This window comes from Streptomyces sp. WZ-12, from assembly GCF_028898845.1.
In the GTDB taxonomy this organism is placed as follows: domain Bacteria; phylum Actinomycetota; class Actinomycetes; order Streptomycetales; family Streptomycetaceae; genus Streptomyces.
This window is the reverse complement of the sequence record NZ_CP118574.1, coordinates 3,026,156-3,038,719: the sequence shown is the minus strand read 5'-3', so window position 1 is coordinate 3,038,719 and position 12,564 is coordinate 3,026,156. Positions and strand designations below refer to the sequence as shown.

Below are 12,564 nucleotides of genomic sequence, written 5' to 3'. Positions count from 1 at the left end.
CGTGCTCTCGTTCGCCATGATTATTGGCAGCAGGCGCGCCGGTCCGCAGTGACCGCCCCGTACGACCCGAGTACGGCGTGGCCACCGTCGTCCCAGACCCGCGCGCAGACCTCTCGCACCCGCGAGGGGTTTTTTCGTTTCCGGGGCCCACCCCTGCACCGGAGGCGCAGCGCGAGGGATCATGGAGGGACGGTGGAACCGGGCATTCCGGTAGACCGAGATCCGACAGGAGCCTTGACCAGCATGACGGACGTACCCGAAGCCGCCGTCCCCGACGACTTCCACGTATTCGACACCACGCTCCGCGACGGCGCCCAGCGCGAGGGCATCAACCTGACCGTCGCCGACAAGCTGACCATCGCCCGTCATCTGGACGACTACGGCGTCGGCTTCATCGAGGGCGGCTGGCCCGGCGCCAACCCGCGGGACACCGAGTTCTTCGAGCGCGCCCGCGCGGAGATCGACTTCCGGCACGCCCAGTTGGTCGCGTTCGGCGCCACCCGCAAGGCCGGCGTCCGCGTCGAGGACGACCCGCAGGTCGCCGCGCTGCTGGACTCGGGGGCCCCGGTCATCACCCTGGTCGCCAAGTCCCACGTCCGACACGTGGAACTGGCGCTGCGCACCACGCCCGAGGAGAACCTCGCGATGGTCCGCGACACCGTCGCGCACCTGCGCGCCCAGGGCCGCCGGGTCTTCCTCGACTGCGAGCACTTCTTCGACGGCTACGCGCTGGACCCGGAGTACGCCAAGGCGGTCGTGCGCACCGCCCACGAGGCCGGTGCCGACGTCGTGGTGCTCTGCGACACCAACGGCGGGATGCTGCCGGCGCAGGTGACCGCGGTGGTCCGCACCGTCCTCGCGGACACCGGCGCCCGGCTCGGCGTGCACGCCCAGGACGACACCGGCTGCGCGGTCGCCAACACCCTGGCCGCGGTCGACGCCGGCGCCACCCACGTCCAGTGCACCGCCAACGGCTACGGCGAACGGGTCGGTAACTCCAACCTCTTCCCGGTCGTCGCCGCCCTGGAGCTGAAGTACGGGCGCCCGGTCCTGCCGCCCGGCAAGCTGGCTGAGACCGCCCGGATCTCGCACGCCATCGCCGAGGTCGTCAATCTCACGCCCTCCACCCACCAGCCCTACGTGGGGGTTTCGGCGTTCGCCCACAAGGCCGGGCTGCACGCCTCCGCGATCAAGGTGGACCCGGATCTCTACCAGCACATCGACCCCGCGCTGGTCGGCAACACCATGCGGATGCTGGTCTCCGACATGGCCGGCCGGGCCTCGATCGAGCTCAAGGGCAAGGAGCTCGGCATCGACCTGAGCGACGACCGGGAGCTGGTCGGCCGGGTCGTCGAGCGGGTCAAGGAGCGCGAACTGGCCGGCTACACCTACGAGGCCGCCGACGCGTCGTTCGAGCTGCTGCTCCGCGACGAGCTGCGGCGGGCGGGCGAGGGCGGTACGCCGCTGAGCTACTTCACCGTGGAGTCCTGGCGGGCCATCGTCGAGGACCGCCCCGACGGCACCCACGCCAACGAGGCCACCGTGAAGCTGTGGGCCAAGGGCGAGCGGATCGTCGCCACGGCCGAGGGCAACGGTCCGGTCAACGCCCTGGACCGGGCGCTGCGGGTGGCCCTGGAGCGGATCTACCCGCAGTTGGCCACGATGGAGCTGGTGGACTACAAGGTCCGCATCCTGGAGGGCGCGTTGGGCACCGGCTCGACGACCCGGGTGCTGGTCTCCACCAGCGACGGCCGGGGGGAGTGGTCCACGGTCGGCGTCGCCGAGAACGTCATCGCGGCGTCCTGGCAGGCGCTGGACGACGCCTATGCGTACGGGTTGCTGCGGGCCGGGGTCGAGCCGCAGGGGTGAGCGTCGGCGGCGCGGGGGAGCGCCGCGGTCGTGGGGGCGTGGGCGGTGGAGGCCACCCGCCCCGCCCCCGCGCACCCGCTCAACTCCCCGCCCGCACCGCCGAGATGTCGAAGACCAGCTTGACCTTGTCGCTGACCATCACGCCGCCGGTCTCCAGCGCCGCGTTCCAGGTCAGGCCCCACTCCGAGCGCAGGATCTCGGCGCTGCCCTCGAAGCCGACCCGCTCGGCGCCGTAGACGTCGGTGGCCGCGCCGTGGAACTCCAGGTCGATGGTGAGCGGCTTGGTGACGTCCTTGATGGTCAGGTCGCCGGTGATCCGGTAGCCGTCGCCGCCGGTCGCCTCGGCGGCGGTGGAGCGGAACGTCATCCGCGGGAAGGTCTCGGCGTCGAAGAAGTCCGCGCCGCGCAGGTGGGCGTCGCGGTCGGCGATGCCGGTGTCGACGCTGGCGATGGTGACGTCGAGGGTGGCGGTGGAGCGGGCCGGGGCGGACCCGTCGAGATGCAGGGCGCCCTCGTAACTGCCGAAGGTGCCGCGGACGTTGGTGACCATGGCGTGCCGGACGCTGAAGCCGATGCTGCTGTGGGCCGGGTCGATGGCGTAGTCGCCGGTCAGGGCGGCCAGTGCGGGGTCCACGTCCAGGACGGCGGTGGTCGCGGTCGGGGCGGGGGCAGCGGCGGGGCGCTTGCGGAACAGGGACATGGCTCCTCCTCGGGGACGGACGCGGGCGGGGAATGCGCGCCGCGGGGCATTGAACCGCTCTTGTTTAATGTTCAACGACATTCACGGTAGCGGAATCTCGTTTAACTTTCAACCTTTGCGTGGGACGGTTCCCCCGCACGAGTGACATCGGCTCCCCCCGACGCGGTCATTGCCGCCCCGTTCGAGCCCGTGCTAGACCATCGGGAACTCCCAAGTGCGCAGCGCCACACCCTAGTTGACGCCACGGAGAGGAGCGACCATGTCGCCCGCCACCCCGCCCGCCTGGTCGCGCCGAGGATTCCTGACCGCCACCACCGCCGGCGCCCTGGCCCTCACCCTCGGCCCCGCCGCCCGGCCCGCCGACGCCGCCGACGGGGACGCCTACGCCACCCTCCGTCGCCGCTGGTGCGACCTCGCCCTCGGCACCGGCTACGACCCCACCGCCGCCCCGTACGCCGGCGCCCTCAACGAGACCGGCCAGCTCGCCGCCGGCTACCGCCGGACCATGCGCCCGACCGCCGACTCCCTCTGGCCGGACAGCCCCTACGACCCGCCCGCCGGCCTCACCCGCAGCTACGACCGGCTCGCCACCATGGCCCTGGCCTGCGCCCAGCCCGGCACCGGCCACACCGGCGACGCCGACCTCGCCGTCGCCGTCCGCGCCGGCCTGGACCACCTCGACCGCACCGTCTACCACCCCGCCACCACCCCCTACGGCAACTGGTGGGAATGGCAGATCGGCAGCCCCAGACTCCTCCTCGACACCCTCGCCGTCCTCGACGAACACCTCCCCGGCGGCGCCGGTGACGCCCTGCGCGCCCGCTGCCTGGCCGCCGTCGACCACTTCGTCCCGGACCGCGCCCTCGGCTCGTACGCCGGCACCAGCACCGGCGCCAACCGCGTCGACCTCTGCCGCGTCGTCGCCCTCCGCGGCATCCTCGGCCGCGCCCCCGCCAAGATCGCCCTGGCCCGCGACGCGCTCTCCCCGGTCTTCCCCTACGTCACCCACGGCGACGGCCTCTACGCCGACGGCTCCTTCGTCCAGCACACCTGGGTCGCCTACTCCGGCACCTACGGCGCGGTCCTCCTCGACGGCCTCGGCCGGCTCTTCACCCTGCTCAGCGGCTCCACTTGGGAGGTCACCGACCCCCACCGGCAGCTCGTCCTGGACGGCGTCGAGCACGCCTACGCGCCGCTGCTCCACGACGGGTTGATGATGGACGGCGTCAACGGCCGCGCGGTCAGCCGCGGTTACCTGCGCAACGACCCCCGGCACGTCCTACACAGCGACCACCGCCACGGCCACGCCGTGCTCGCCGGCATCGCCCTGCTCGCCGGGGCCGCGAGCGCCGCCGAACGCGACCGCTGGCACGCCCTGATCAAGGGCCACATCGCCCGCGACCGCACCCTGCCGGTCCGCACCGACCGCCAGTTCTCCGTCGCCGACCTCGCCCGCCTCGCCGCGGTCGACGCCGGCCCCGCCCCCGCCGCCCCCGAGCCCGTCGGCCACCGCCTCTTCCCCGCCATGGACCGCGCCGTGCACCGCCGCCCCGGCTGGACCGCCGGCCTGGCCATGGCCTCCGACCGCATCGCCCACTACGAGAACGGCAATGGCGAGAACCAACGCGGCTGGCACACCGGCGCCGGCATGCTCTCCTGGTGGCCCGCGGGCCGCGCCGGCGACCAGTACACCGACGCCTTCTGGCCGACCGTCGACCCCTACCGCCTCCCCGGCACCACCGTCTCCACCAAGCGCCTGGCCGACGGCGCGGGCGGCCCCTGGGGCGAGCCGAGGCCCGACGCCCGTTGGGTCGGCGGCACCACCGACGGCAGCTACGCCGCGCTCGGCCAGGACCTCCGCGGCCTCGACTCCACCCTCCGCGCCCGGAAATCCTGGTTCGCCCTCGCCGACTGCGTGGTCTGCCTCGGCGCCGGCATCACCTGCCGGGACGGCGTCCCCGCCGAGACCGTCGTCGACAACCGCAACCTCGGCGCCCGCGGCACCGCCGCCCTCACCGTCGACGGCGTCCGCCAGCCCACCGCCCCCGGCCGCACCACCGCCTTCCCCCGCGCCCACTGGGCCCACCTCGCCGGCCACGGCGGCTGGGTCTTCCCCGGCGGCGCCCCGCTGCACGTCCTGCGCGAGGACCGCACCGGCCGCTGGTCCGACATCAACCACACCTCCACCACCGACCCGTACACCCGCCGCTACCTCACCCTCTGGCACGACCACGGCACCGACCCCACCGGCGCCGGCTACGCCTACCTGCTGATGCCCGGCGCCGACCGGCACGCCCTCGCCGCCCGCGCCGCCGACCGGCACTGGCTGACCGTCCTCGCCAACGACGCCGACCGGCAGGCCGTCGCCGTCGCCCCGCTCGGCGTCACCGCCGCCAACTTCTGGCGCGCCGGCACCGCCGGGCCGCTCACCGCCGATGGCCCGGCCAGCGTCCTGCTCCGCACCCGTCGCACCCCCGGCCGGGCCGGCCGCACCGCGACCCTGTGCGCCGCGGCCCCCGAGCGCACCGGCGCGCCCCTGGAGCTCACCTGGTCCCGGCCGGTCCGCGCGGTGCTCGCCCACGACGACGCGGTCGAGGTCCTGGCCACCGGCGACGCCCTGCGGCTGCGCCTGACCCCCGGCACCGCCTGCGCCACCCACACCTGCACCGTGCTGCTGCGCTGACCGCCGCCGGCCGGCCCGCCGACCACCGACCGGCACAACATCGCCCGCCCGTCGTTTGTCGGCACCACACAGACGCTGGACACCGCGTCCACCCCGCCACAGCCCAGCAGCCGGGCCGCGTGCAGCGTGGTTCTGTACCGCCTGCCCACGAAATCGCGCCCGACGTTGTACGAAACCGACATCGGTGTACGGGGCCTCGCCCACGTACCGTCGATACATGACCACTGTCGAAGATGTGCCCGCCGGTGCCAACGACGCCCGCGGGCGCGTCGCCGAACTGCGCGCGATCCGTGAGCAGGTCCGGCGAGGCCCCAGCGAGCGAGCCACCGAAGCGCAGCGTGCCAAGGGCAAGCTGACGGCCCGCGAGCGGATCGACCTGCTGCTGGACGAGGGTTCCTTCAACGAGGTCGAGCCGCTCCGCCGGCACCGCGCCACCGGCTTCGGCCTGGAGGCCAAGAAGCCGTACACGGACGGTGTGATCACCGGTTGGGGCACGGTCCACGGCCGGACCGTCTTCGTCTACGCGCACGACTTCCGGATCTTCGGCGGCGCCCTGGGCGAGGCCCACGCCACCAAGATCCACAAGATCATGGACATGGCCATCCAAGCCGGTGCGCCCCTGGTGTCGCTCAACGACGGCGCCGGCGCCCGCATCCAGGAGGGCGTCTCCGCGCTCGCCGGCTACGGCGGCATCTTCCAGCGCAACACCAAGGCGTCCGGCGTCATCCCGCAGATAAGCGTCATGCTCGGCCCGTGCGCCGGCGGTGCCGCCTACTCGCCGGCCCTCACCGACTTCGTCTTCATGGTCCGTGAGACCTCGCAGATGTTCATCACCGGTCCGGACGTGGTGCGGGCCGTCACGGGCGAGGAGATCACCCAGAACGGCCTGGGCGGCGCCGATGTGCACGCCGAGACCTCCGGCGTGGCGCACTTCGCCTACGACGACGAGGTCACCTGCCTCGAAGAGGTCCGCTACCTGCTGTCGCTGCTGCCGGCCAACAACCGGGAGAACCCGCCGGTGGTGGCCTGCGAGGACCCCGTCGACCGGAGCTGCGAGACGCTGCTGGACCTGGTCCCGGCGGACGGCAACCGGCCGTACGACATGCGCAAGGTCATCGAGGAGATCGTCGACGACGGCGAGTACCTGGAGGTCCACGAGCGCTGGGCCACCAACATCATCTGCGCGCTGTCCCGCTTCGACGGCCGGGTGGTCGGCATCATCGCCAACCAGCCGCAGTCGCTGGCCGGCGTCCTGGACATCGAGGCGTCCGAGAAGGCCGCCCGCTTCGTCCAGATGTGCGACGCGTTCAACATCCCGATCGTCACGCTGCTGGACGTCCCCGGCTTCCTGCCCGGCGTCGACCAGGAGCACGGCGGCATCATCCGCCACGGCGCCAAGCTGCTCTACGCGTACTGCAACGCGACCGTGCCGCGGATCTCCATCGTGCTGCGCAAGGCGTACGGCGGTGCCTACATCGTGATGGACTCGCAGTCCATCGGGGCCGACCTGACGTATGCGTGGCCGACCAACGAGATCGCGGTGATGGGCGCGGAGGGCGCGGCCAACGTGATCTTCCGCAAGCAGATCGCCGAGGCGGACGACTCCGAGGCGATGCGCAGCCGCATGGTCAAGGAGTACAAGTCCGAGCTGATGCACCCGTACTACGCGGCCGAGCGCGGTCTGGTCGATGACGTCATCGACCCGGCGGAGACCCGGCACACGCTGGTGCGGGCGTTGGAGATGCTGCGGACGAAGCATGCGGATCTGCCGGCGCGCAAGCACGGTAATCCGCCGCAGTAGGGGAGTTGGGGGCGCGCCCGTTCCTCCCGTCCCTCGTTCCGCCACCTGTCTTCCATTCCGTCACGGAGAATCGAGATCGTCGTGAATCCTGCCGAGAGCAGTGTTGTTGCCGCTGCGCCCATCCGCGTCGAGAAGGGTCAGGCCAGCGAGGAAGAGCTCGCTGCGCTGACCGCCGTCCTGTTGGCCCGTGCCGCGCATCAGCCGGCGGCGCCGGTTCGGCCGCGTACGACGGCCGCTCGGTGGCGGCGGCTGGAGCGGCAGATGGGGTTCCACGGGGCGACCAGTTGGCAGCGGTGAGGTACCGCTAGCCCGTTGCGCGTTCGGCGGCCCTCGCACCTTGTCGGTGTGGGGGCCGCCGTCTGTTTGTCCGCGTCTTGGTGGGGGCGGGAGGGCCTGTCCGCCTGTGGGGCCGAGCGTCACCGGCTCAACTCGTGGGTTGGGGCGGGGCGTTCAGACGTGGGTGGCCGCGGTGGGGGTCTCGGCGTGGGGCGTGGGGGTGGCGTGGCCCTCCGGGAGTTTGAGGTAGAGGGTGAGGAGGGCGGCCACGACGTAGAGGGCGGCGAAGATGATGACCACGCCGGCGGGGCCCAGGGGGTCGAGGAAGAGGCTGACGAGGGCGGGGCCGACGAAGGCGGCGCCGCCGGCGCCGAGGTTGAGGAGGGCCATGGCGCCGCCCTTGTTGTCGGGGGCGAGGGCCGGGACGAGGGCGGAGATGGAGACGAAGCCGGCGAGGGTGACGCCGTAGAGCATGCCGACGAGGACGGCGACCCAGTAGTGGGGGCCGACGGCCTGGGGGACGAAGTACAGGGTGAGGGTGGTCACCGCGCAGCCCAGGCCGCCGAAGGTGGCGATGGTGCGGCGCCAGCCGATCCTGTCGCCGATGACGCCGAAGAGCAGGTTGCAGAAGACGTTGGTGCCGTAGATGACGGCGAGCAGGGTCAGCCAGCGGCCCTCGCCGAAGCCCAACTCCTTGCCGAAGAAGGTCGGGAGGAAGACCAGGAAGCCGAATTCCGGGGCGGTGTTGATGATGCGGACGATGCAGCCGACGGCGACCTTGGGGTGGGTCCAGGCGATGGAGAGGCTGGAGACCAGGGACTGGACGGGTTTGACCTCGGGTGGGGCGAGGCGGGCGAAGCCGGTGCGTTCGCGGACGCCGAGGAGGCAGCAGGCGCCGCCGAGGACGATGATGCCGAGGGCGATCCAGAGGGTGCCGAAGGGGCCGAACCAGGGGTTGGTGGCGCCGGCGACGAGCGAGCCGAGGGTGGGCAGGCCGCCGGTGAAGGCGACGTAGAACCAGCCGACCGCGGTGCCCATGCGGGCCTTGGGGGCGGTGGCGGTGATCCAGACCAGGAAGCCGAAGGCGAAGAGCGGGTAGCCGAAGCCGCGGAGGCCGTAGAAGACCAGCATCAGCGGGTAGTTGTGCGGGCCGAGGGCGAGGGTGAGGTAGAGGACGTCGAAGACGATCCAGACGGCCAGGCCCAGTTGCATCACCCGGCGCGGGCCCCACAGGTCGGAGAGGGCGCCGGAGAGCCAGGAGGCGAGCATCACGGTGATGCCGTAGGCGGTGATGACGTAGGAGGCGCGGACCTCGGTGCCGGCGCCGTGGTCGGCCATGAACGGCGCGATGAAGCCGGACTCGACCCCGTCGCCGACCATGAACAGCAACACGCCGAGATAGCCGAAGACCAGGGCTTTGGGGATGCCGATCCGGTCGAGGAGAGGGGATGCTGCCATTGCACGCCTCCGGCGGGTGCGGGTGTGATGGCAGCAGCATGAATCCTGTGAAGTTCACATGCAAGGTGTGATGCAGGGTTTTCTTGGCGGCAATTCCCACAGGATTGCACGGGGTTTCGGCCGCCAGGGGTGACGAATCTGTGATCTGGGTGTTAAATCCAACAGAGGCAGAAACAAAGGAGTGTGGCCTGATGACGACCGAACCCGCCGGCCTCGGACACCACCTGGAGACCTTCCGCGAGGACTGGTTGGAAGGGTTGGCCGACGCCTATGCGCGCACGGTCCGCCGGGTCCCGGGCGCCTACGGCATCGTCGGCCGCCACGCGCCCCGCCCCGGCAAGGTCGCGGTCGTCATCGGCGGCGGCTCCGGCCACTACCCGGCCTTCGCGGGGCTGGTGGGGCCCGGGCTCGCGGACGCCGCCGCGGTCGGCGACGTCTTCGCCAGCCCCAGCGCCGAGCAGATCTACCGCACCGTCCGGGCCGCGGACGGCGGCGCCGGCGTGCTGCTCACCTACGGCAACTACGCGGGCGACGTGATGCACTTCGGGCTGGCCGCGCGGCGGCTCACGGCCGAGGGCGTGGCGACCCGGACGGTGCTGGTCACCGACGACGTGGCCAGCGGGCCGCCGCCGGTGGAGGGCCAGCCGATCGACCCGTCCCGGGACCGGCGCGGGGTGGCCGGCGACCTCTTCGTCTTCAAGGTCGCCGGCGCGGCCGCCGAGCGCGGCGACGACCTGGACTCCGTCGCCCGCCTCGCGGCCCGCGCCAACGACCACACCCGCACCTTCGCCGCCGCGTTCGCCGGCTGCACCCTCCCGGGCGCGGCCGAGCCGCTGTTCACCGTCAACGGCGGCACCACCGAGCTGGGCATGGGCATCCACGGCGAACCGGGGCTGCGCACCACCCGCCAACTGACCGCCGCCGAGCTGGCCGACGAGCTGGTCGGCAATCTGCTGCCGGAGCTGCCCGTCGGGGACGGTCGGGTCGCGGTGCTCCTCAACGGGCTGGGGCGCACCAAGTGCGAGGAGATGTTCGTGGTGTACCGGCAGGTCAACCGGCGGCTGCGGGCGGCGGGTCTGCGCCCGTTCCGGCCGGAGGTCGGGGAGTTCGTGACCTCCTTCGACATGGCCGGGGTCTCGCTGTCGCTGATGGCCCTCGACGACGAACTGGCCGCCCTCTACGACGCGCCCTGCGACACCCCGGCGTTCCGCAGCCTGCCCGGGGCGTACGGGCCCGGGGACGACCAACGGGCCGACGGGGCGGGCGAGTCGGAGGAGCCGACGGAGGCGGGCGCGAGCATGGTCGCGGCGGTGGGCGGGCCCGTAGGGGGCGGTGGCGCGGCGCCCCTAGGGGACGGCACATCCCCCGGTGGGGGTCTGCCCGTGGCGGCGGCGTTGCATGCCGCGCTGGAGCTCGTCGCGGCCAACGAGGAGGAGTTGGGGCGGCTGGACGCGGTGGCCGGCGACGGGGACCACGGGATCGGCATCGTCCGCGGGTTGCGCGCCGCCGTGGCGGCCGCCGCCACGGCCGAGCCGGGGCCGGCCGACGACCCGCGGTCGGCCGGGACCGCGCTGCTCGCCGCCGGGCTGGCGCTGGCCGACGCCTCCGGGGGCGCCTCCGGGGCGCTGTACGGCGCCCTGTTGGCCGAGGCCGGCGCCGTCCTGCTCCGGGCCCCCGAGGACGCCCGCGGCGCCGCGCTGTTCGCGGACGCGGTGGACGCCGCCCAGCGGGCCGTCGGCGAACTCGGCGGCGCCACCGTGGGGGAGAAGACCATGCTGGACGCCCTGGACCCGTTCCGGCGCGAGCTCCGGGCCCGCGCCGCACAGGGCCTGTCCAAGGCGTGGCAGGCCGCCGCGGAGGCCGCCACCCGGGCCGCCGCGGACACCGCCCGCCTCACCCCGGCCCGCGGCCGCGCGGCCCGCATGGGGGCGCTCGGCTACGGCCACCCCGACGCCGGCGCGGTCTCGCTCGCGCTCCTGCTCACCGCCGTCGGCAGCACCCTGCGCTGACCCGCCGGTGACACGACGAGGCCCCCGCACCTGGCAGGTGTGCGGGGGCCTTCGTCAATGCGGCGTGCGGGCCGGCGGGTTGCCGGCACCGGGCCGTCAGCGCAGCCGGGCCATCAGCGCGTGCTCCACGAGCGTGATCAGCGCGCTCTTGGCCTCGCTGCGGTGCCGCGCGTCGGTGGTGATGATCGGCGCGTCCGGGCCGATCTGCAGCGCCTCACGGACCTCGTCGGGCGTGTAGGGCTGGTGCCCGTCGAAGCCGTTGAGGGCGATGACGAAGGGCAGGCCGCTGTTCTCGAAGTAGTCGACGGCCGGGAAGCAGTCGGCGAGCCGCCGGGTGTCGACCAGGACGACCGCGCCGATGGCACCGCGGACCAGGTCGTCCCACATGAACCAGAAGCGGTCCTGACCCGGTGTGCCGAAGAGGTACAGGATCAGGTCCTGGTCCAGGGTGATCCGGCCGAAGTCCATCGCCACGGTCGTGGTCGTCTTGTCCGGTGCGTGCGTGAGGTCGTCGATGCCCGCCGAAGCGGAGGTCATCACGGCTTCGGTGCGCAGCGGGTTGATCTCTGAGACGGCCCCGACGAACGTGGTCTTGCCCACGCCGAAGCCGCCCGCCACCACGATCTTCGCCGAGGTGGTGGAGCGGGCTGCACCGCTAGAGCTTGCGAAGTCCACTGAGCACCCTTTCGAGCAGTGTCACATCTGGCTGTCCGCCGGCGGTCTCGTCCCCGCCGGGCTGATGGATGGCGACGAGTCCGGCCTCCGCCAGGTCGGCGACGAGGATCCGGGCGACGCCGAGGGGGATGGAGAGGAGGGCCGAGATCTCGGCAACCGATTTGATTTCGCGGCAGAGGTGGCAGATGCGCTGGTGCTCCGGCAACTGGCCCTGCAGCTTCGCGGGATCCGCGGTCGTGCTGACCAGCGCCTCGATCGCGAGCTGGTAGCGCGGCCGGGTCCGGCCCCCGGTCATCGCGTACGGACGCACGAGCGGATTGCTCGGTCCGCCCGTGGGGGCGGGCTCGGGCGCCGGCCGCGGCGGCTGCACCGGCTGGATGCGCGGCGGCTGCGGCTGGTCGTACGGCGAGGGCTCGGTCGGCGGGGGCCCGTAAGGCTGGGGACGGTACGGGCCCTGCTGCTGAGCGGGGTGCTGCGGCCTGCGGCTGGGCGCGGACGGGAAGTTGAAGCGGTTGTGATGGGTCTCGCCCTGGGAGCCGGACTGCTGTCCGGATCCATACGGGTAGCCGCTAGGGGGCGTTGCCACGTTTCCTCCTCCAACTTGCCTATCTGACGCCGGTCGCGCCACCGAACCCTATGGTGCGGTGGCGGGAAACGCACTGCCTGTCTGCTAGTTGAGAAGGCTGCCCTGCAGTTCTGCGCGGAGGTCGGGCGTCAGGACGGTGCCCGCGCGGTCGACCAACAGGGCCATCTCGTAACCGACGAGGCCGATGTCGCACTCGGGGTGCGCCAGGACGGCCAGCGACGATCCGTCGGAGACGGACATGATGAAGAGGAAACCACGCTCCATCTCCACCACGGTCTGGTTGACGCTCCCGCCCTCGAAGATGCGGGACGCGCCGGAGGTGAGCGAGGTCAACCCGGAGGCCACCGCCGCTAGTTGATCGGCGCGGTCGCGGGGGAAGCCCTCGGACATCGCGAGGAGGAGACCGTCCGCGGAGACCACGACCGTGTGGGACACCCCGGGGGTGTTCTCCACGAAGTTGGTGATCAACCAGTTCAGATTCTGCGCCGCCTGGCTCATCGGGCTCAC

The 12,564-nt window shown here is 72.6% G+C and carries 10 protein-coding genes; 5 read left to right on the top strand and 5 right to left on the bottom strand.

From position 1 onward, the window contains the following. Positions 1-243: 243 nt before the first annotated feature. Positions 244-1,869 (top strand): citramalate synthase, encoded by a 1,626-nt coding sequence (gene cimA / locus PV796_RS12670; RefSeq protein ID WP_274913078.1) that lies wholly within the window; start codon positions 244-246, stop codon positions 1,867-1,869. A 79-nt stretch (positions 1,870-1,948) separates the two neighbouring features. Here cimA and PV796_RS12665 read toward each other — a convergent pair whose 3' ends face one another. Next, complete coding sequence (locus PV796_RS12665) at positions 1,949-2,569, bottom strand: YceI family protein (RefSeq protein ID WP_274913077.1); 621 nt, start codon at positions 2,567-2,569, stop codon at positions 1,949-1,951. 259 nt (positions 2,570-2,828) lie between these two features. Here PV796_RS12665 and PV796_RS12660 point away from each other — a divergent pair, with 259 nt between their 5' ends. The 3 genes from PV796_RS12660 (at position 2,829) to PV796_RS12650 (ending at position 7,350) form a co-directional block, all read left to right on the top strand. After that, positions 2,829-5,252: a polysaccharide lyase 8 family protein gene (locus PV796_RS12660; protein ID WP_274913076.1), complete on the top strand. Its 2,424-nt coding sequence runs from the start codon at positions 2,829-2,831 to the stop codon at positions 5,250-5,252. 217 nt (positions 5,253-5,469) lie between these two features. Further along, positions 5,470-7,053 carry an acyl-CoA carboxylase subunit beta gene (locus PV796_RS12655; RefSeq protein ID WP_274913075.1) on the top strand — a complete coding sequence of 528 codons (1,584 nt, stop codon included), beginning with the start codon at positions 5,470-5,472 and terminating at the stop codon, positions 7,051-7,053. A gap of 81 nt (positions 7,054-7,134) precedes the next feature. Then, a complete protein-coding gene (locus PV796_RS12650) occupies positions 7,135-7,350 on the top strand; it encodes an acyl-CoA carboxylase epsilon subunit (protein WP_274913074.1) in 216 nt (71 codons plus the stop codon). Positions 7,351-7,503: 153 nt separating this feature from the next. Here PV796_RS12650 and PV796_RS12645 read toward each other — a convergent pair whose 3' ends face one another. After that, a complete protein-coding gene (locus tag PV796_RS12645; RefSeq protein WP_274913073.1) occupies positions 7,504-8,787 on the bottom strand; it encodes an MFS transporter in 1,284 nt (427 codons plus the stop codon). Positions 8,788-8,978: 191 nt separating this feature from the next. Here PV796_RS12645 and PV796_RS12640 point away from each other — a divergent pair, with 191 nt between their 5' ends. After that, positions 8,979-10,796, top strand: a complete 1,818-nt coding sequence (locus tag PV796_RS12640) for a dihydroxyacetone kinase family protein (protein WP_274913072.1) — start codon at positions 8,979-8,981, stop codon at positions 10,794-10,796. 96 nt (positions 10,797-10,892) lie between these two features. On the opposite strand, the gene PV796_RS12635 is transcribed toward PV796_RS12640, so the two are convergent. The 3 genes from PV796_RS12635 to PV796_RS12625 form a co-directional block, all read right to left on the bottom strand. After that, on the bottom strand, positions 10,893-11,471 hold the full coding sequence (locus tag PV796_RS12635) for a GTP-binding protein (RefSeq protein WP_073447656.1): 579 nt from the start codon (positions 11,469-11,471) through the stop codon (positions 10,893-10,895). Beyond that, positions 11,452-12,057 carry a DUF742 domain-containing protein gene (locus PV796_RS12630; RefSeq protein ID WP_274913071.1) on the bottom strand — a complete coding sequence of 202 codons (606 nt, stop codon included), beginning with the start codon at positions 12,055-12,057 and terminating at the stop codon, positions 11,452-11,454. Before PV796_RS12630 ends, PV796_RS12635 begins: the two co-directional genes overlap by 20 nt. Positions 12,058-12,141: 84 nt before the next feature. After that, a complete protein-coding gene (locus PV796_RS12625) occupies positions 12,142-12,555 on the bottom strand; it encodes a roadblock/LC7 domain-containing protein (protein ID WP_018542541.1) in 414 nt (137 codons plus the stop codon). Positions 12,556-12,564: the final 9 nt, after the last annotated feature.

Bases quoted from the DNA above. Each gene is read 5' to 3' on its own strand.
- PV796_RS12655 (WP_274913075.1), top strand. From the start codon at position 5,470: ATGACCACTGTCGAAGATGTGCCCGCCGGTGCCAACGACGCCCGCGGG.
- PV796_RS12645 (WP_274913073.1), bottom strand. From the start codon at position 8,787: ATGGCAGCATCCCCTCTCCTCGACCGGATCGGCATCCCCAAAGCCCTG.
- PV796_RS12660 (WP_274913076.1), top strand. From the start codon at position 2,829: ATGTCGCCCGCCACCCCGCCCGCCTGGTCGCGCCGAGGATTCCTGACC.
- cimA (WP_274913078.1), top strand. From the start codon at position 244: ATGACGGACGTACCCGAAGCCGCCGTCCCCGACGACTTCCACGTATTC.
- PV796_RS12640 (WP_274913072.1), top strand. From the start codon at position 8,979: ATGACGACCGAACCCGCCGGCCTCGGACACCACCTGGAGACCTTCCGC.
- PV796_RS12665 (WP_274913077.1), bottom strand. From the start codon at position 2,569: ATGTCCCTGTTCCGCAAGCGCCCCGCCGCTGCCCCCGCCCCGACCGCG.
- PV796_RS12625 (WP_018542541.1), bottom strand. From the start codon at position 12,555: ATGAGCCAGGCGGCGCAGAATCTGAACTGGTTGATCACCAACTTCGTG.